20 protein-coding genes are annotated in these 19,343 nt (G+C 60.0%); 14 read left to right on the top strand and 6 right to left on the bottom strand.

The features are described 5' to 3' along the window. Window positions 1-6: 6 nt before the first annotated feature. Window positions 7-693, bottom strand: a complete 687-nt coding sequence (locus DBR44_RS18680) for a hypothetical protein (protein ID WP_124645497.1) — start codon at window positions 691-693, stop codon at window positions 7-9. Window positions 694-848: 155 nt separating this feature from the next. Beyond that, on the bottom strand, window positions 849-1,397 hold the full coding sequence (locus tag DBR44_RS18675) for an NADPH-dependent FMN reductase (RefSeq protein ID WP_124645496.1): 549 nt from the start codon (window positions 1,395-1,397) through the stop codon (window positions 849-851). 188 nt (window positions 1,398-1,585) lie between these two features. Between DBR44_RS18675 and asd the strand changes: the two genes are divergently transcribed. Beyond that, on the top strand, window positions 1,586-2,431 hold the full coding sequence (gene asd / locus DBR44_RS18670; protein WP_124645495.1) for an archaetidylserine decarboxylase: 846 nt from the start codon (window positions 1,586-1,588) through the stop codon (window positions 2,429-2,431). A gap of 72 nt (window positions 2,432-2,503) precedes the next feature. Here the strand turns inward: asd and prpF are convergent, their stop codons facing one another. From prpF to prpB, 4 genes are all read right to left on the bottom strand, one after another. Beyond that, a complete protein-coding gene (gene prpF / locus DBR44_RS18665; protein ID WP_124645494.1) occupies window positions 2,504-3,697 on the bottom strand; it encodes a 2-methylaconitate cis-trans isomerase PrpF in 1,194 nt (397 codons plus the stop codon). A 159-nt stretch (window positions 3,698-3,856) separates the two neighbouring features. Then, a complete protein-coding gene (gene acnD, locus DBR44_RS18660; RefSeq protein WP_124645493.1) occupies window positions 3,857-6,460 on the bottom strand; it encodes a Fe/S-dependent 2-methylisocitrate dehydratase AcnD in 2,604 nt (867 codons plus the stop codon). A gap of 69 nt (window positions 6,461-6,529) precedes the next feature. After that, complete coding sequence (gene prpC / locus DBR44_RS18655) at window positions 6,530-7,678, bottom strand: 2-methylcitrate synthase (RefSeq protein WP_124645492.1); 1,149 nt, start codon at window positions 7,676-7,678, stop codon at window positions 6,530-6,532. Between the two features lie 137 nt (window positions 7,679-7,815). Continuing rightward, complete coding sequence (prpB, locus tag DBR44_RS18650) at window positions 7,816-8,697, bottom strand: methylisocitrate lyase (protein ID WP_103525233.1); 882 nt, start codon at window positions 8,695-8,697, stop codon at window positions 7,816-7,818. Window positions 8,698-8,939: 242 nt separating this feature from the next. On the opposite strand from prpB, the gene rpoE reads away from it, so the two are divergent. The 13 genes from rpoE (at window position 8,940) to pdxJ (ending at window position 19,340) form a co-directional block, all read left to right on the top strand. Then, window positions 8,940-9,539 (top strand): RNA polymerase sigma factor RpoE, encoded by a 600-nt coding sequence (rpoE, locus tag DBR44_RS18645; RefSeq protein ID WP_059287003.1) that lies wholly within the window; start codon window positions 8,940-8,942, stop codon window positions 9,537-9,539. 3 nt (window positions 9,540-9,542) lie between these two features. Continuing rightward, window positions 9,543-10,016, top strand: coding sequence for a sigma-E factor negative regulatory protein (locus DBR44_RS18640; protein WP_124645491.1), 474 nt, complete (start codon window positions 9,543-9,545; stop codon window positions 10,014-10,016). Then, complete coding sequence (locus tag DBR44_RS18635; protein WP_124645490.1) at window positions 10,016-10,972, top strand: MucB/RseB C-terminal domain-containing protein; 957 nt, start codon at window positions 10,016-10,018, stop codon at window positions 10,970-10,972. The genes DBR44_RS18640 and DBR44_RS18635 overlap by 1 nt, the downstream gene beginning before the upstream one ends. 96 nt (window positions 10,973-11,068) lie before the next feature. Beyond that, on the top strand, window positions 11,069-12,484 hold the full coding sequence (locus tag DBR44_RS18630) for a DegQ family serine endoprotease (protein WP_124645489.1): 1,416 nt from the start codon (window positions 11,069-11,071) through the stop codon (window positions 12,482-12,484). Continuing rightward, window positions 12,481-12,720 (top strand): glutaredoxin family protein, encoded by a 240-nt coding sequence (locus DBR44_RS18625; protein WP_124645488.1) that lies wholly within the window; start codon window positions 12,481-12,483, stop codon window positions 12,718-12,720. The genes DBR44_RS18630 and DBR44_RS18625 overlap by 4 nt, the downstream gene beginning before the upstream one ends. A gap of 65 nt (window positions 12,721-12,785) precedes the next feature. Then, window positions 12,786-14,579 carry a translation elongation factor 4 gene (gene lepA, locus DBR44_RS18620; protein ID WP_124645487.1) on the top strand — a complete coding sequence of 598 codons (1,794 nt, stop codon included), beginning with the start codon at window positions 12,786-12,788 and terminating at the stop codon, window positions 14,577-14,579. Continuing rightward, complete coding sequence (gene lepB, locus DBR44_RS18615; protein ID WP_199731110.1) at window positions 14,580-15,542, top strand: signal peptidase I; 963 nt, start codon at window positions 14,580-14,582, stop codon at window positions 15,540-15,542. Between the two features lie 26 nt (window positions 15,543-15,568). Beyond that, window positions 15,569-15,925 carry a DUF4845 domain-containing protein gene (locus DBR44_RS18610; protein WP_124645486.1) on the top strand — a complete coding sequence of 119 codons (357 nt, stop codon included), beginning with the start codon at window positions 15,569-15,571 and terminating at the stop codon, window positions 15,923-15,925. Window positions 15,926-15,930: 5 nt separating this feature from the next. Further along, window positions 15,931-16,641: a ribonuclease III gene (gene rnc / locus DBR44_RS18605; protein ID WP_124645485.1), complete on the top strand. Its 711-nt coding sequence runs from the start codon at window positions 15,931-15,933 to the stop codon at window positions 16,639-16,641. Beyond that, window positions 16,638-17,528: a GTPase Era gene (gene era / locus DBR44_RS18600; RefSeq protein ID WP_124645484.1), complete on the top strand. Its 891-nt coding sequence runs from the start codon at window positions 16,638-16,640 to the stop codon at window positions 17,526-17,528. Before rnc ends, era begins: the two co-directional genes overlap by 4 nt. Further along, complete coding sequence (locus tag DBR44_RS18595) at window positions 17,528-17,863, top strand: antibiotic biosynthesis monooxygenase (RefSeq protein WP_124645483.1); 336 nt, start codon at window positions 17,528-17,530, stop codon at window positions 17,861-17,863. Before era ends, DBR44_RS18595 begins: the two co-directional genes overlap by 1 nt. Then, window positions 17,860-18,588 (top strand): DNA repair protein RecO, encoded by a 729-nt coding sequence (recO, locus tag DBR44_RS18590; protein ID WP_124645482.1) that lies wholly within the window; start codon window positions 17,860-17,862, stop codon window positions 18,586-18,588. The genes DBR44_RS18595 and recO overlap by 4 nt, the downstream gene beginning before the upstream one ends. 23 nt (window positions 18,589-18,611) lie before the next feature. Continuing rightward, window positions 18,612-19,340 carry a pyridoxine 5'-phosphate synthase gene (gene pdxJ, locus DBR44_RS18585; protein WP_124645481.1) on the top strand — a complete coding sequence of 243 codons (729 nt, stop codon included), beginning with the start codon at window positions 18,612-18,614 and terminating at the stop codon, window positions 19,338-19,340. Window positions 19,341-19,343 lie beyond the last annotated feature (3 nt).

The raw sequence follows: 19,343 nt of genomic DNA, 5'->3' as shown, positions 1-19,343 counted from the left end.
AGTTGTTCAGCCTGCGCTGCTACTGTTCTGACTGTTGTCCTGCTTGCTGTTGTGACCCTGGCTGCTGTCCGGCCTGATCAATGTGTAGTCGTTATTGCTGGGCAGGCCATTCTTTTGCCAGTCGTCCAGCGTGGCCATGATGGCGTCACGGGTCTGGTAGCTGATGTCGGGCAGGCTGCCGCCAAAAGCCTGTTTGGCCTGATCAAAGCCCTGCTGCACCGCATCGCGGATGCTGGCGATCTTGCTGGGATCGTTGCCTATGCCGAGCCGGGCGAAATCCAGAATGCGTCGTGCAGTGTTCTTGACGCCCAGTTCGCCATCTTCCGACACGGCCTGAGTGGCTTCTGCCTTGGTTTTCGGGTCTACCGTCAATTGCTGTTCGCCGCTGACTACCTTATTCCACTGCAGCCCCTGTTGCTGAACCAGATTGCCCAGCAGTTTGAGGAAGTCGGCCACTTGCTGGTTGGACTTGGCCAGCAGCGCAGGGACATCCACGTTTTGCGTCGCCGTGTTGCCGGGCTTGCCATAGGTTAGGGGCTGGCTGCTGCTGTCGTTCTGGCCCAGGCTGACCACTTCGTCCACCGTCAGCGTGCTGCTGCTGATGCTGTCACCGGTTTTGCTGTCGGTCAGGGTGGTGCTGCTGAGGCTGGCGTACAGCGACTGGCTGTTGCCCGGAATGCTGCTGATGGTCATGAGCGACTCCTGCAGAGAGGAAGATAAGGCTTGCCGGCAAAGCGACAAGCTGATGTCTCATTATCGGTCGCGGACGGGAAAATTTTAGTAAAAATCAATGCAATAAGGCCGGAGCGCCCCGTGGCGGCCCCGGCCTGGTGAGGCGAGTCGATGAATCAGGCCGACAGTTTGCCGGCCCAGGCTTGCAGCGCCTGCAGCTGTTGTACTACCAGCGCTTGCAGACGTTCGTCGGTCAGATTGCCTTCGGCATCAAAACCGCCGGCGAAGGCGTTGGCGAATACTTCCGGCTTGTTCAGCGGGTGCAGGTCGAGGTACACGCAGGTCTGGCGCAGATGGTATTGCGCCCGCGAAGTCCCCATGCCGCCGCCAGCGCCAACAATGGCCACCGGCTTGCCGGCCAGCAGTGCGTTGTCCGGCTCGCGCGAAGCCCAGTCCAGTACGTTTTTCAGCGCCGGAGCCATGGAATAGTTGTATTCCGGGCAGCCCAGCAGCAGGGCGTCTGCCGTTGCCAGTTGCGCCAGCAGCTGTTGAACCGCTGCGGGTTTTTCGCTGATGTCGCTATTGAAGAAGGGCAACTGGCCGATGTCGGCGATCTCGATGCTCACGCCAGCCGGGGCATGCGCTTGTGCATAGCGCAGCAGGCCCATATTGGTGGATGCGCGACGCAGGCTGCCGCAAATGGCCAGAACTTTCAGTGTGCTCATTAGTGATTCCTCGCTTGGGTTGTTCGTACCAGTACTGATGGTGCTTTATTCTAGTCAGGGCCTGTATTAATCGCCAGGGATAAAGGTAAACGGTACAGCCCCAGCGCCCAGGGCTGGAGCAAGCTTTTAGCATTCGTGGGCAGGAGCGCTTATAATGTGCGGCTGTCCGCATTCAGAGTATTGAAACAGTGTCCGAACGATTCGCCGTATGGCTGCAATACCTCCTGCCCAAGCAGGCTTTGACCATTCTGGCCGGCAAGCTGGCCAGCGCCGAAGCCGGTGGATTGACCACGGCGGTGATCCGCTGGTTTGTCGGTCGTTACCAAGTCAACATGGCCGAGGCGGCCAATTCCGATATCGCCAGCTATGCCAGCTTCAATCAATTTTTTACCCGTCCCTTGCGTGCCGGTGCGCGCCCGCTGGCGGCCAGCGCACTGATCTGCCCGGTGGATGGGGCGGTCAGTCAGTTCGGCCCCATCCGGCAGGATCAGATTTTCCAGGCCAAGGGGCATGACTATTCCACTACGGCGCTGGTGGGTGGCGATGCCGCCATGGCGGCGCATTATCAGGATGGCTTCTTTGCCACCATCTACCTGAGTCCGCGTGACTACCACCGCATTCACATGCCTTGTGATGGCCGCCTGTTGAGCATGACTTATGTGCCGGGAGCGCTGTTTTCGGTGAATCCGGCCACGGCGCGCGGCGTGCCGGGCCTGTTCGCTCGCAATGAGCGTGTGGTGTGCGAGTTCGAAGGCCCGCATGGCCGCTTTGTGCTGACGCTGGTGGGGGCCACCATTGTCGGCAGCATGGCGACGACCTGGCATGGCGTGGTGAATCCGCCGCGCCCCGGCCGCGTTCAGCGCTGGGATTATCAGGATCAGCAGATCGTCATTGGCAAGGGCGAGGAAATGGGCCGCTTCCAGCTGGGCTCCACTGTGGTGCTGTTGTTCCCGCAGAGCACGGGCTTGCAGTTCAATCAGCACTGGCAGCCTGCCAGCCCGGTGCGGCTGGGCGAGGTGATGGCCGATATCTGAGTCGGTGTCCTGTTGCTGTCAAAGAAAAACCGCCTGGTCAGGCGGTTTTTTCATGGCGCTAGTTGCCTTGTGTTACAGCACATCGCCGGGAATACGCACCCAGCCTTCCATCAAGACGCGGGCGCTGCGGCTCATGATGGCCTTACTGACCTGCCACTGGCCATCCACCAGCTTGGCTTCTGCACCCACGCGCAGGGTGCCGGAGGGGTGGCCAAAGCGCACGGCCTGGCGTTCGCCACCGCCGGCGGCCAGATTGACCAGCGTGCCGGGAATGGCGGCAGCGGTGCCGATGGCCACCGCGGCGGTGCCCATCATGGCATGGTGCAGCTTGCCCATGGACATGGCGCGTACGCACAGGTCGATGTCACCGGCCTGGATGGCCTTGCCACTGGAGGCGGTGTAATCAGTGGGGGGCGCAACAAAAGCCACTTTGGGCGTGTGCTGACGGGTGGCCGCTTCGGCAATGTCCTTGATCAGGCCCATGCGTACGGCACCGTGGGCGCGGATGGTTTCAAAGCGTGCCAGCGTGGCAGCATCGCCGTTGATGGCGTCCTGCAGTTCGCTGCCGCTGTAACCCAGCTCTGCGGCATTGAGGAAGATGGTGGGAATGCCGGCATTGATCAGTGTGACCTGGAAGCTGCCCACGCCCGGGACTTCCAGCGTGTCCACCACATTGCCGGTGGGGAACATGGCGCCGCCGCCCTCGCCATCGCCTTCGTCGGCCGGGTCGAGAAACTCCAGTTGTACTTCGGCTGCCGGGAAGGTGACGCCGTCCAGCTCGAAATCGCCGGTCTCTTGTACTTCACCGTTGGTGATGGGCACATGGGCGATGATGGTCTTGCCGATATTGGCCTGCCAGATGCGTACCGTGGCCATGCCATTGGCCGGGACGCGGCTGGCGTCTACCAGTCCGCTCATGATGGCAAACGAGCCAACGGCTGCGGACAGGTTGCCGCAGTTGCCGCTCCAGTCGACAAAGGCCTTGTCGATGGCCACCTGGCCGAACAGATAATCCACGTCATGTTCCGGCCGGCTGCTCTTGGCCAGGATCACCGTCTTGCTGGTGCTGGACGTTGCACCGCCCATGCCGTCGATCTGCTTGCCGTAGGGATCGGGGCTGCCGATGACGCGCATCAGGATGGCATCGCGTACTGCTCCGGGCTGCTGCGCGGCGGGCGGCAGGTCTTGCAGGCGGAAAAACACCCCCTTGCTGGTGCCGCCACGGATGTAAGTGGCAGGTATGCGGATTTGCGGAGCGTGGGCCATGCAAAGTCTCCTTGCCGGCGTGCCGGGGCTCAGGGCCGCGCCGGGTGATGAAAATTAAGCCAGCGGCCCGCCTTGCCGGCGGACCGCTGCGCGGATGGATGGGGTCACCCTGATCCGGCCCGACAGCGGGGACACACCGCCGGGCCGGGGGGTGAAAACTCAAACAGTCTGGGTAGACTCGATAAAGTCCTGGGCAAAGCGCTGCAGCACGCCGCCAGCCTGATAGACACGCACTTCGGCGGCGGTATCCAGGCGGCAGATCATCGGCACGCGCACGGTTTCGCCATTGCGACGATGAATCAGCAGGGTCAGCGTGCAGCGCGGCGAGATTTCGCCCTCTACGTCGTAGCTTTCCGTGCCATCAATGCCCAGTGTCTTGCGGGTGGTGCCGGGCTGGAATTCCAGCGGCAGCACGCCCATGCCCACCAGATTGGTACGGTGAATGCGCTCGAAGCCTTCGGCGGCAATGGCTTCCACCCCGGCCAGCCGCACGCCCTTGGCTGCCCAGTCACGCGAACTGCCCTGGCCGTAGTCGGCCCCGGCCACGATGATCAGCGGCTGCTTGCGTGCCATATAGGTTTCGATGGCTTCCCACATGCGGGTGACCTTGCCTTCCGGTTCGATACGCGCCAGCGAGCCCTTTTTCACCACGCCGTCCACTACCGCCATTTCGTTTACCAGTTGCGGGTTGGCAAAGGTGGCGCGCTGGGCGGTGAGGTGGTCGCCACGGTGGGTGGCGTAGGAGTTGAAGTCTTCTTCCGGCAGGCCCATCTTGGCCAGATATTCACCCGCTGCCGAGTTGAGCAGAATGGCATTGGACGGCGACAGGTGGTCGGTGGTGATGTTGTCCGGCAATACCGCCAGCGGCAGCATGCCCTTGAGCGTGCGTGTACCGGCCAGTGCGCCTTCCCAATAGGGCGGGCGACGGATATAGGTGGACATCGGACGCCAGTCGTACAGCGGGCTCTTGGCGGCCTCGAAGCTACCCAGATCGAACATCGGAATGTAGATCTGCTTGAACTGTTCCGGCTTCACGCAACGCTCGACGATTTCATCAATCTCGGCATCGGATGGCCATAGGTCTTGCAGGCGGATTTCCTTGCCGTCCACCACGCCCAGCACGTCTTTTTCGATATCAAAACGCACGGTGCCGGCGATGGCGTAGGCCACCACCAGCGGCGGCGAGGCCAGGAAGGCCTGCTTGGCATAGGGGTGGATGCGGCCATCGAAGTTGCGGTTGCCGGACAGTACGGCGGCGGTGTACAGGTCGCGGTCAATGATTTCCTGCTGGATGGCCGGGTCCAGCGCACCGGACATGCCGTTACAGGTGGTGCAGGCATAGGCCACGATGCCGAAGCCCAGCTTTTCCAGTTCCGTGAGCAGGCCGGCTTCTTCCAGATACAGCTTGGCTACTTTGGAACCGGGCGCAAACGACGACTTCACCCACGGCTTGCGCACCAGGCCCAGCTCATTGGCGCGCTTGGCCAGCAGGGCGGCCGCTACCACATTGCGCGGGTTGCTGGTGTTGGTGCAGCTGGTGATGGCGGCAATGATTACCGCGCCATCCGGCAGCAGGCCTTCGGCTTCTTCGGCGCGCGCCTTGTCCAGATCCACGGCAATGCCGCGTTCGGCCAGCGCCGAGGTGGGCAGGCGCTTGTGCGGATTGGACGGGCCGGCCATATTGCGCACCACGCTGGACAGGTCAAACTCCAGCACGCGTTCGTATTGCGCCGTGGCCAGGCTGTCGGCCCACAGGCCGCTGACCTTGGCGTAGTTTTCCACCAGTGCCACCTGCTCGGCTTCGCGGCCGGTCAGCTTCAGGTAATGAATGGTTTGCTGGTCGATGTAGAACATGGCGGCGGTAGCGCCGTATTCCGGGCACATATTGGAAATGGTGGCACGGTCGCCGATGGACAGGCTGGCGGCGCCATCACCAAAGAACTCTACATAAGCGCCGACCACGCGCTCCTTGCGCAGGAACTCGGTCAGGGCCAGTACGATGTCGGTGGCGGTGATGCCAGGCTGGCGCTGGCCGGTGAGCTTGACGCCAACAATGTCCGGCAGCCGCATCATGGACGGATGGCCCAACATCACGGTTTCCGCTTCCAGGCCACCCACGCCGATGGCGATCACGCCCAGCGCATCCACGTGCGGGGTGTGGCTGTCGGTGCCGACACAGGTGTCGGGGAAGGCCACGCCATCGCGCACCTGAATCACCGGCGACATTTTTTCCAGGTTGATCTGGTGCATGATGCCGTTGCCAGCCGGAATCACATCCACATTCTTGAAGGCGGTCTTGGTCCACTCGATGAAGTGGAAGCGGTCTTCATTGCGGCGGTCTTCGATGGCACGGTTTTTTTCGAAGGCATGCGGGTCAAAACCACCGCACTCCACCGCCAGCGAGTGGTCGACGATCAATTGCGTCGGCACCACCGGGTTCACCAGCGACGGGTCGCCACCCTTGTCGGCGATGGCATCGCGCAGGCCGGCCAGGTCGACCAGGGCGGTCTGGCCCAGGATGTCATGGCACACCACGCGCGCCGGATACCAGGGAAAGTCCAGATCACGCTTGCGTTCGATCAGCTGCTTGAGCGCGTCGGTCAGCAAGTCCGGGTCGCAGCGGCGTACCAGTTGCTCGGCCAGCACGCGCGAGGTATAGGGCAGGGTGGCATAGGCACCGGGTGCAATGGCATCAACGGCGGCTTGGGTGTCGTAGTAGTCCAGCTGGCTGCCGGGCAGATTGGTGCGGTAGTTTTTGTTCATGGCGTCGCTAAAACTCTGAAGGGTGGAAGCAAAGCGGGGAGCAAACCTTGCGGCTTGCTCCCCTGACCATCAGCGCTGTGCCAGTGGCACGAAGGCCTGATCGTCCGGGCCGGTGTAATTGGCCGACGGGCGGATGATCTTGCCGTCAATGCGTTGTTCGATCACATGCGCACTCCAGCCGCTGGTACGGGCAATCACGAACAGCGGGGTGAACATGGCAGTGGGCACGCCCATCATGTGGTAGGACACGGCGGAGAACCAGTCCAGATTGGGGAACATCTTCTTGATGTCCCACATCACGCTTTCCAGGCGGTCGGCAATGTCGAACATCTTGCTGTCGCCAGCAGCGGCGGACAGGTTGCGCGCCACTTCCTTGATCACCTTATTGCGCGGATCGGAGATGGTGTAAACCGGGTGGCCAAAGCCGATCACCACTTCCTTGCGCTCCACGCGGGCCTTGATGTCGGCTTCGGCCTCGTCCGGATTGTCGTAGCGCTTCTGGATTTCAAACGCCACTTCGTTGGCACCGCCGTGCTTGGGGCCGCGCAGTGCGCCGATGGCACCGGTAATGCTGGAGTACATGTCCGAACCGGTACCGGCAATCACGCGGCTGGTAAAGGTGGAGGCGTTGAATTCGTGCTCGGCATAGAGGATCAGCGAGGTGTGCATCGCCTTCACCCACAGTTCGGACGGCTTTTCGCCGTGCAGCAGGTGCAGGAAATGGCCACCGATGGAGTCGTCGTCGGTTTCCACATCGATACGTTTGCCGTTGTGGCTGAAGTGGTACCAGTACAGCAGCATCGAGCCGAAAGAGGCCATCAGGCGGTCGGCGATATCGCGTGCGCCGGCGATATTGTGGTCATCCTTTTCCGGCAGGGTGCAGCCCAGGGCGGACACGCCGCTGCGCATCACATCCATCGGGTGGGCAGAGGCGGGCAGGGCTTCCAGCACGCTCTTCACCACTTGCGGCAGGCCGCGCAGGGCTTTCAGCTTTTGCTTGTAGCCGGCCAGTTCGGCCTTGTTCGGCAGCTTGCCGTGTACCAGCAGAAAGGCAACTTCTTCGAATTCGCACTGGTCGGCAATATCCAGAATGTCGTAGCCGCGATAGCTCAGGTCGTTGCCGGTACGGCCAACCGTGCACAGGGCGGTATTGCCGGCGGCAACGCCGGACAGAGCGACCGATTTCTTCGGCTTGCCAGTCAGAACCACTTCAGTCATGCCATTTCTCCTAGGATGAAGTTTCTCGTCTTGCTGTTGTTATTGCGGCCGGTGCGGCCCGGTTTGCGCGGGCGGTGCACTGGCTTGCTGTTTACCTGCTGGTCAGCGGTTTGTCTGCGCTTGCCTGTGGCAGACAATTATTTGTTTTTGCCTTCGGCAAAGAGCCCATCCAGCTTTTGTTCGTAGCTGTGGTAGCCCAGATGCTCGTACAGGTCCATGCGGGTCTGCATGGTGTCCAGCACGTTTTTCTGCGTGCCATCGCGACGCAGTGCGCCGTATACATTCAGGGCGGCCTGGCTCATGGCGCGGAAGGCTGACAGCGGATAGAGCACCAGCGACACGCCGTTTTCACCCAGCTCCTGGGTGGTGAACAGCGGGGTGGAACCGAATTCGGTGATGTTGGCCAGTACCGGCACGCCGACGGCTTCGGCGAATTGCTTGTACATGGCCAGATCGGTCATGGCTTCCGGGAAGATCATGTCGGCACCGGCTTCCACGCAGGCCACGGCGCGGGCTATGGCCGAATCCAGGCCCTCCACCGCCAGTGCATCGGTACGTGCCATGATGACGAAGCTGTCATCCTTGCGCGCATCGGTGGCCGCCTTGACGCGGTCGACCATTTCTTCCTGGCTGACAATGGCTTTGTTGGGGCGATGGCCGCAGCGCTTTTGCTGCACTTGGTCTTCAATATGCACGGCGGCGGCACCGGCTTTTTCCAGACTCTTGATGGCGCGGGCGATATTGAAAGCACCGCCCCAGCCGGTATCGATATCCACCAGCAGCGGCAGTTCGGTTACGTCGGTAATGCGACGCACATCAATCAATACGTCTTCCAGTGTGGTGATGCCCAGGTCCGGAATGCCGCAGGAGCAGGCAGCCACGCCGCCGCCGGACAGGTACAGGGACTTGAAACCGGAGTGTTCGGCCAGACGTGCTGCATAGGCGTTGACGGCGCCCACGACTTGCAGCGGTTTTTCCTGTTCTACAGCGAGGCGAAAGCGTTGACCGGGTGTGCTCATGGCTGGGTCCTTAGTGGGATGCAGGTGACATTGCAGAGCATTCTAGCAAGTGCTTGGTTGGAGTGCAAATGCTCTATCAGCAGCGTCGCCGGTGAAGATGGTTCATGTTTTACCCAAGCTCTGGTATGTTTCGCAGCAGCAAGCTCGGGGGAACTCATTGCACGAGCCACGGTCTAGTGTTGTGTCCACACAGACGCACATACAATTAAACCAGTGGACAATTCAGGGAGCATTACAACGACATGAGTGATCGTGATATCGATCAACAGTTGGTGGAGCGTGCCCAGCGAGGTGAAAAAAGAGCTTTCGACCTGCTTGTTGCAAAATATCAGCGTCGTCTGGCTAGACTTTTGTCACGCTTCATTCGCGACGGCTCGGACATCGAAGATGTGACGCAAGAGGCATTTATCAAAGCGTATCGCGCTTTGCCGTCATTTCGCGGCGAGAGTGCGTTTTACACATGGCTGTACCGAATCGGCATCAATACTGCCAAAAATTTCCTCAGTTCAGCCGGACGTCGTCCGGTAGTGAACAGCGAGTTTGAAGACGAAGATGGCGAAAGCTTCGACCTGGCGTCGCAAGTGCCCGACATGAATACGCCTGAAACCGAGCTGATGAACAAGGAAATCGTGACGACAGTCAATGCTGCCGTGCAAGCCTTGCCGGAGGAACTCAGAACGGCCATTTCGCTGCGTGAAATGGACGGGCTATCCTACGAAGAGATTGCACAGGTAATGAACTGTCCGATCGGCACCGTGCGTTCGCGGATTTTCCGTGCACGCGAGGCGATTGCTGCCGAATTGCGGCCACTGCTGGATACGGCCAAAAACAGAAGGTGGTAGCTTATGAAAGAAAAATTATCCGCGCTGATGGACGGCGAGCTGGACGGGCAACACGCGCAGAGGGCCATCAATGCCATCGCTGATGAAGAGGAACTGAAGCAGGTCTGGGACGCTTATCATCTGATCGGTGATGCCATGCGTGCCAACAGCCATGTGGCGGTGAATGTCCGCCAGCGCGTGGCCGAACGCCTGGCAAGCGAACCGACCGTACTGGCGCCGCGGCGCTGGTTTGCCCCGGTGCGTACGCGTCGGGCCGGTGCGGTGGCGCTGGCCGCCAGTGTCAGCTTTGCCGCGGTGGTGGGTTGGCAGCAGCTGTCGCATGGCAATGCCGCGTCCGCCATGGCTGATCGTGGCGTGCCGGTTGCTGCCTTGCAGCCGGCGCAGCAGCATGACGACCTTTATCTGGCGGCGCATCAGGAGATGACGGCAGATCAGAGCGTATACAAGGTTTCCTATGGAAATGGAGTTCGCCACTGATGCGTCTGACACAGCTGTCCGGGGTCTGCCTGATAGGCGTGGCGGTGCTGGCCCATGCGGATGATGACTGGCTGGTGGTAAAGAAAGTGGCTGCCGCCGCCAGGCAGCAGCCACTGAATGGTACCTACCTGCATCAGATGAACAGCTCGCTGGAAACCTTCCGCATCGTGCGTAGTGGTTCCGGCGACAACATCCAGGAAAAACGCACCTCACTGGATGGTCCATCGCGCGAAATCATTCGCAAGGGGCTTGAGCTTACCTGTTATGCGCCGGATGCCAAGTCGCTGTCTGCTGCCAAAGTCAGTGCCATGCGGCTGTTTCCGGCCTTGCTGCCTGATGATATCGGCAATATCGCCCAGTCGTATTCGGTGAAGCGCTCCGGCAAGGATCGCGTGGCACAGCGTGATTGCAACTGGCTGGAGCTGAAGCCGAAAGACAGCAAGCGCTACATGCTGCGCATGTGTGTGGAGCCGACCAGCTTCCTCCCCCTGAAGGTGATTACCCAGAATGCCGCCGGTGAAGCGGTGGAGCAGTTCACCTTTACCGAAATCGAATTGCAGGGGCCAAAGGACAAGAGCGCTTTCCGGCCGCAATACAAGCAAAACTATGTATTGCGCAGCGCCAGCGCACCAGCCATGACGCTTGATGCCGACGCTCCGTCCGAAGTGAGCGGCATGCCCAGCGGCTTCAAGCTGTTGCGGGCAGTGCAGCGCACGCTGCCGGGTCAGGCTGAGCGTACTGTGCGGCATATGGTATTCAGCGACGGGCTGGTCATGCTGTCGCTGTTTATCGAGCCGCAGGCTGATGGCCGTCCGGAGCGTGCTGTCAATCTGCACGGTGCCGTCAATATGGCGACTGCCGAGCAGGGTGATTATCTGGTCACGCTGGTGGGTGACCTGCCCGAACCCACCATGATGGCAATGATCAGAAACCTCAAGATCGTACTCAAGCCATGATGGTGCATGGCCTGCCTTTCCGCCTGGTGGCGAAGGCAGGCCATTTTGATTTCCTTTCCTGTTGTTCTGTGCAAACCACATCAAGATGGAGCGACCATGTCGATCAAAAAGCTGATCGTTGCTGCCATGCTGGCGGCATCTGCCTTCACTATTGAACCTGCTGTTGTACTTGCTGCCGATTTGCCCGATTTTGCCCGCATTGTCGAAAGCGAGGGCAAGGCGGTGGTCAATGTCAGTACCACATCGACCATCAAGCAGAATGTCAGCAGCCTGCCGGAAGGCATGGAAGGTGATCCCTTCTTCGAATTTTTCCGCCGCTTTGCTCCGCAGCAGCAACAGGAGCGCCAGGAGCGCTCGCTGGGTTCCGGTTTCATCATTTCCGCTGACGGCTACCTGCTGACCAATGCCCATGTGGTGGCGCGTGCGGATGAAATTACCGTCACCCTGACTGACAAGCGCGAATTCAAGGCTAACGTGATTGGCTCGGATGCCCGTACCGATGTGGCTCTGCTCAAGATCGAGGCCAAAGACCTGCCGGTGGCGCGACTGGGCAATATGGCCGATGTGCGTGTGGGCGAGTGGGTGTTGGCCATTGGCTCGCCCTTCGGTTTTGAGAATACCGTGACCTCCGGCATCGTATCGGCCAAGAATCGCCTGTTGCCGGATGAGAATTTTGTCCCCTTCCTGCAAACCGATGCTGCGGTCAATCCCGGTAACTCGGGCGGGCCGCTGTTCAACATGAAGGGTGAAGTGATCGGCATCAACTCGCAGATCTACAGTCGTTCTGGCGGTTTTATGGGCATTTCCTTCTCGATTCCCATTGATGTGGCGATGAATGTGGCCGATCAGCTCAAGGCCACTGGCAAGGTGAGTCGTGGTCGCATTGGCGTGGCCATTCAGGAGCTGAACAAGGATCTGGCTGCCTCTTTCGGTTTGAGCAAGCCGGCCGGTGCGCTGGTGAATGAGGTGGAGAAAAAGAGCCCGGCAGACAAGGCTGGCTTGCGTGCCGGTGATATCATCCTGTCGGTGGCGGGGCAGGCCGTGGCCTCGTCTTCTGATCTGCCGCGACTGATCGGTGCCATCCGCCCGGGGAAACCGGTAGCGCTGGAAGTGTGGCGCAATCGTGCAATCCTCAAGTTGAGCGTGGTGCCGGAAGAACTGAAGAATGAGGATGCCCGCACGGCTCAGCGCGAGTACCGTGCACCGCAAGCCACGCCGGATGCGCAAAACATGAAGCAGCTGGGGCTGGCGCTGGCCGAGTTGACGCCACCGCAGTTGGCCAAGGCCGGCATCAAGTATGGCCTGCAAGTTCGGCGTGCCAGCGGGCTGGCTGCCCGTGCCGGTGTGCAGCCTGGGGACGTGATCGTGGGTCTGGGGGGCGAGGCCATCAGCAGCTTCGGCCAGTTCAAGGCTGCGGTTACCGCTGCGCCCAAGGGCAGTACACTGGCCTTGCAAGTGCTGCGCCAGGGCATGACCCTGTTTATTCCATTGACCATTGGTGGGGAAGAATGAAGCTGACCTTGTATTTCCGTGAGTACTGCAGCCTGTGCCACCAGATGCTGGCAGAACTCAAGCCATGGCAGGCCAGGCATGGTTTTGAGCTGGATGTGGTGGATGTGGATGCAGACCCGATTCTTGAGGCCAGATTCAATGAACTGGTGCCGGTATTGATGGACGGTGAACACCAGATTTGTCACTGGCATCTGGATATTCCTGCTTTGGCTGCACATTTGGGCGAAATCGGCTAAAATCCGCGCCAGTGTGAGTTGTTCGAGGGCACGCCAGCGTGCCCTTATCTTTTTGCTGGATACCGATGAAACATATCAGAAATTTCTCGATCATTGCCCATATCGACCATGGCAAATCGACCCTGGCCGACCGCTTCATCCAGTTTTGCGGTGGCCTCGAACTGCGCGAAATGAGTGCCCAGGTGCTCGACTCGATGGATATCGAGAAAGAGCGCGGCATTACCATCAAGGCGCAAACGGCCGCCCTGCAATACAAGGCAGTTGATGGCCAGGTGTACAACCTGAACCTGATCGACACCCCAGGACACGTGGACTTCTCTTACGAGGTTTCCCGCTCGCTGTCCGCCTGCGAAGGCGCATTGCTGGTGGTGGATGCCTCGCAGGGTGTGGAAGCGCAAACCGTGGCCAACTGCTACACCGCCATCGACCTGGGGGTGGAAGTCGTACCTGTGCTGAACAAGATCGACCTGCCGGCGGCAGAGCCCGAACGTGTCAGCCAGGAAATCGAAGACATCATCGGCATTGAGGCCATTGATGCAGTGCGTGCCTCGGCCAAGTCCGGCATCGGCATTCAGGACATCCTCGAAGTGGTGGTCAGCAAGATTCCGCCGCCGGAAGGCAATCCGGATGGTCCGCTCAAAGCCCTGATCATCGACTCCTGGTTCGACAACTACGTCGGCGTGGTGATGCTGGTGCGGGTCAAGGATGGCCAGGTTCGTCCCAAGGACAAGATCAAGTTCATGGCTACCGGTGCCGAGCATCTGGTGGAGCAGGTTGGCGTGTTCTCGCCCAAGTCGGTACCGCGCGATGTGCTGAACGCAGGCGAGGTGGGCTTCATCATTGCCGGTATCAAGGAGCTGAAATCGGCCAAGGTGGGCGATACCATCACCCTGATGAAAACGCCGGCCACCGAAGCCCTGCCGGGCTTCAAGGAAGTGCAGTCGCAGGTATTTGCCGGCCTGTATCCGGTGGAAAGCCACGATTACGAAGCCCTGCGCGATGCGCTGGAAAAGCTGCAACTGAACGATGCTTCGCTCAAGTATGAACCCGAGGTGTCGCAGGCACTGGGCTTTGGCTTCCGTTGCGGCTTCCTGGGTCTGTTGCATCTGGAAATCGTGCAGGAACGGCTGGAGCGCGAATTCGACATGGACCTGATCACCACGGCACCAACCGTGGTGTATGAGCTGGTGTTGAAAGACGGCAGCGTGATTCATGTCGACAACCCGTCGCGTCTGCCGGACCCGGGCAAGGTGGAAGAGATCCGCGAACCCATCATCACCGCTCATATCCTGGTGCCGCAAGACTATGTCGGCGCGGTCATTACCCTGTGTACCCTGAAGCGCGGTGTGCAGCGCAATATGCAGTATCTGGGCCGTCAGGTGATGCTCACTTACGATATGCCGATGAATGAAGTGGTGATGGACTTCTTTGACCGCCTCAAGTCCACCAGCCGCGGCTATGCCTCCCTTGACTACGAGTTCAAGGAATTCCAGTGCGCCGATCTGGTGAAGCTGGATGTACTGGTCAACAGCGAAAAAGTGGATGCGCTGAGCCTGATCGTGCACCGTGCGTCCAGCGTCTACCGTGGCCGTGAACTGGTATCCAAGATGCGCGAGCTGATTCCGCGCCAGATGTTTGATATCGCTGTGCAGGCTGCCATCGGCGGACATATCATTGCCCGTGAAACAGTGAAGGCACTGCGCAAGAACGTACTGGCCAAGTGCTACGGCGGCGACATCACCCGTAAGAAAAAGCTGCTGGAAAAGCAAAAGGCCGGCAAGAAGCGCATGAAGCAGGTGGGTAACGTGGAAATCCCGCAAGAGGCTTTCCTGGCCATTCTTCAAGTAGGGGACAAATAAGTGGGCGAAAACCTGTTCTGGGTGTTTACCGTGGCCGTCATTGTTGGCGGCATGCTGGTGGGTTTTGGCGGTCAGCGTGAAGCCGGTGCCAAGGATTGGCCGGTTTCGGTGCAGTGGGGCTATCTGGCCCTGGTCATCGGTGGTTTCGGCCTGCTGTCCAATTACATGAGCTTCACTGCGGTGATGCTGGTGTTTGTGCTGATTACCGGCGTGGTATGGGGCCTGGACAAATGGTTGCTGGCCAAGAAGCGTGCCGGTGAGCCCGGCCACTTTGTTGAATACTCGCGTGGTTTCTTCCCGGTGATCCTGGTGGTTTTCCTGCTGCGCTCCTTCCTGGTAGAGCCTTTCCAGATTCCCAGCAGCTCGATGCGCCCCGGTCTGGTGGTGGGTGACTTCATCCTGGTCAACAAGTTTGCCTATGGCATCCGCGTGCCGGTGTTGAACAATGTGCTGGTGCCGGTGGGCAAGGTGAGCCGTGGTGATGTGGTGGTATTCAACTACCCGCCCAATCCCAAGGTGAATTACATCAAGCGGGTCATCGGCGTGGCTGGCGATGTGGTGGAATACCGCAACAAGCGCCTGAGCATCAACGGCAAGGCAGTGCCGGATGAAAAAGACGGCACTTACGAGTATCTTGAGCAGGGCATGGCCATGATTCACAATGACCAGTTCAAGGAAGTGATGGATGGCAAGGCCTACCAGGTGCTGAATATTCCGGAAGCGCCGGTCGTGGCGCTGGGGCAGGTGGCTGATTTCCCGTCGCGTGACCAGTGCCAGTATGATGACAACGGCTTTGTGTGCAAGGTGCCGGCCGGCCATTACTTCATGCTGGGCGATAATCGCGACAACAGCCTGGATGGTCGTTACTGGGGCTTTGTGGAAGATCGTCTGATGGTCGGCAAAGCCTTCCTGATCTGGATGAACTTCAGCTCGCTGTCCCGTATCGGCAAGGCCATTCATTGACACCGTTTTCCGGCAGGGGGAGTTCCATGCAGCGTCAGCGAGGTTTGTCCGTCATTTCGGTGTTGTTCATCATGCTCATTCTGGGTGCCGGCTTCTTGTTGGCCGGCAAGGTGCTGCCGGTGTACAACGAGTATGCCGAAGTACGCAAGGCCGTCACCGCCATGGCCGCAGAAACCGGCAAGAGTGATACCGAACTGCGCCGGGAATTCATGAATCACGCCATGGTCGGGGGTATTTCGTCGATCAAGCCGGAAAACCTCACCATCATCACCACCGCCAACAACGTGTTCGTGCGTGCAGCCTATCGCCGCGAAGTTCCGCTGTTTGCCAATGTCAGCCTGGCTTTCGATTTCGATACCCAGGCCGGACAGACACCCCAGTAACTACAGTGAACCAAGTTGAAACCCGATTCCGGCGCCTGTCACAGGCGCTGGATTATGCATTCCAGAAGCCCGATCTGCTGCGCCAGGCGCTGACACATCGCAGCTTTGCTGCCTCCAATAACGAGCGTTTCGAATTTATTGGCGACAGCATTCTCAATTACACCGTGGCGCGCATGCTGTTCGATCAGTTTCCGCGCCTGAGTGAAGGCGAGCTGTCACGCTTGCGTGCCAATCTGGTCAACCAGAACACGCTGGCCGAGATCGCCCACGAGCTCAAGCTGGGTGAATACCTGTATCTGGGTGAGGGCGAGCTGAAAAGTGGTGGCTTCAATCGGCCGTCAATTCTGGCCGATGCGCTGGAGGCTACCTTTGCCGCAGTCAGTTTCGATGCGGATTTCCAGCGTGCCGAGCAGGTGGTGCGCCGCCTGTACGCAGGCCGCGTGGCGGCCATCGATCCCACCAAGCATGCCAAGGATGCCAAGACCCGTTTGCAGGAAGCACTGCAGGCGCGCAAATGGCCTCTGCCCAAATACCGCATCCAGACCCAGACCGGCGAAGCCCACGAACAATGGTTCAAGGTGGTGTGCGATCTGGGCGAACTGATGATCGAATCCAGCGGTGAGGGCGGCAGTCGCCGCGCCGCCGAACAGCAGGCCGCCGAAGCCGCACTGCTGCTTCTTGAACAAAAACTGGCCACAGGCAAGAAACACCCATGACCGAACACGCATATCATTGTGGCTTTGTCGCCATCGTTGGCCGCCCCAATGTGGGCAAATCGACGCTGATGAACCATCTCATCGGCCAGAAAGTCAGCATTACCTCGAAAAAGGCGCAAACCACGCGCCATCGTGTCAACGGCATTCATACCGAAGACAACGCCCAGTTCATTTTTGTCGATACCCCGGGCTTCCAGACCTTCCACAAGGGCGCGCTCAACGAGACGCTGAACAAGAGCGTGAAAGACTCGCTGGGCAGCGTCGACTGTGTGCTGTTCATCCTGGAAGCCATGCGCTGCAGCGCGGCCGACCGTGAAGTGATGGCGCTCTTGCCCAAGCACACGCCGGTCATCCTGGTGATCAACAAGCTGGACAAGGTCAAGGACAAGTTCCTGCTGCAGGAATTCATCGATGGCGTGCGCACCGAATTCCAGTTTGCCGACTGCGAAGTGGTCAGTGCCAAGCACGGCCAGCGCCTGTCCGAGCTGCTGGACAAGGTGCGGCCGCATCTGCCGGAATCCATGCCGCTGTATCCGGACGACATGGTGACCGACAAGAGCGAGCGCTTCCTGTCCGCCGAAATCGTGCGCGAAAAGCTGTTCCGCTACCTGGGCGAAGAGCTGCCGTATGAAATGAATGTGGAAGTGGAAATGTTCGAAATGGATGGTGCGCTGCGCCGCATCCACATCGCCATTCTGGTGGACAAGGACAACCAGAAGCCCATCGTCATCGGCAAGGGCGGCGAAAAGCTGAAGAAAATTTCGACCGAAGCGCGGCTGGACATGGAAAAGCTGTTCGACGGCAAAGTCTTCCTGCAAGTCTGGGTCAAGGTCAAATCCGGCTGGGCTGACGACGTGCGCTTCCTGCGGGAATTCGGCCTGAACTGATGCCGCTCAAGCTGCCTTCTCCGCCTTACTGGGCGGTGATTTTTTCCTCGCAACGCAGCGCTGCCGACCAGGGCTACGCCGACATGGCCGAACGCATGTTGCGCCTGGCCGAGGTCCAGCCCGGTTATCTGGGCGCGGAAAGTGCCCGTGACAGTGCCGGCTTTGGCATTACCGTTTCCTACTGGGACAGCGTGGAGGCCATTGCCGCCTGGCGGCAGCATGCCGAGCATCTGGTCGCGCAAAAGCTGGGGCGCGAGGTGTGGTATCGCGACTTCTCGCTCAAGGTGGCGCGGGTAGAGCGTGCGCATGCCAGCGGACAGGACCGGGACGCATGAGCCAACAGGGCAGGGTAGACCGCCAGCCCGGCTACCTGCTGCACACCCAGCCCTATCGTGAAACCAGCCTGCTGGTGGAGGTGTTCACGCCACAGCATGGCCGTTTTACTCTGGTGGCCCGCGGTGCACGCCGGCCACGGGCGGATGTGCGCGGCGTACTGCTGCCATTTCAGCCGCTTACCCTGTCCTGGTTTGGCAAGGGGGAAGTGCGCACCCTGCATACGGCAGAATGGAATGGTGGTGTGCCACAGTTGTCCGGCATCCGGCTGGTCTGCGGCTTCTATCTGAATGAACTGATGCTGAAGCTGACGGCCCGTGACGATGCCGAACCGCGTGCCTTTACCATTTATGATCAGGCGGTGCGTGCGCTGGCACAGACGCATTCCCTGTCCAGCGTGCTGCGCCGCTACGAATTGCGGCTGCTGCAGGCACTGGGCTATGCCGGCAGTTTCGCCTGTGACCTGCACGGCGAACTGATCGACCCCGCTGCCGACTACCTGTGCCGGGGCGGTGCCCTGCCCGAACGGGCCAGCGGCGAGGCGGCCGGGCAGTCGGTCTGCTTGCCCGGTGCCGAATTGCTGGCCATCGAGGCCGATGACTACGCCGCCGCCAGCACCCGTCGTGCTGCCCGCAGCCTGCTGCGCTTGCTGCTTACCGATTTGCTGGGCGCGGAGCCACTGGCCTCGCGTGAACTCTTGCAGGCCATCAACGCCATTGCCGACTGAGGCCTGCGCAACAGGAGCTGAAGATGATTTTGCTTGGTGTGAATATCGATCATGTCGCCACGCTGCGCCAGGCGCGCGGTACCCGCTACCCCAGCCCGATCGAGGCTGCATTGGTCGCGGAAACCGCCGGTGCCGACCTGATTACCCTGCATCTGCGTGAAGACCGTCGCCACATTCAGGATGCCGACGTGGTAGCCATGCGTCAGGTCATCAAGACCCGCATGAACCTGGAAATGGCCATGACGCCGGAAATGCTGGCCAATGCGCTGGCGGTGGCACCGGAAGACGTGTGCCTGGTGCCGGAAAAACGCGAAGAAGTCACCACCGAAGGCGGGCTCGATGTGCTGGGCCACTATGCCGATGTGTGCCATTACACCGAAACCCTGCAGCAGGCCGGCATCCGCGTATCCATTTTCATCGACCCGGACCGCGCCCAGATCAGCAAGGCTTATGAAGCCGGTGCCCGCGTGATCGAGCTACACACCGGTGCGTATGCCGATGCGGTACATGCTGCCGAACGTGAGGCCGAACTGGCGCGCATTCGCGGTGCAGCAGCCTTTGCCAGCGAACTGGGCATGGTGGTGAATGCCGGGCACGGGCTGAACTATCACAACGTCAAGCCGATTGCCGCCATCCCGCAGATCAGCGAGCTGAATATCGGCCATGCCCTTATCGGCCAGGCCGTGTTTGTTGGCCTTGATCGCGCCGTACGCGACATGAAAGCCTTGATGCAGGAAGCCCGTCAGGGCTGAGCC

This window comes from Aquitalea sp. FJL05 (assembly GCF_003852595.1).
GTDB classification, from domain to species: Bacteria; Pseudomonadota; Gammaproteobacteria; order Burkholderiales; family Chromobacteriaceae; genus Aquitalea; species Aquitalea aquatilis.
Note: the sequence above shows the minus strand (reverse complement) of the source record. Positions and strands in the feature narration are given on the sequence as shown.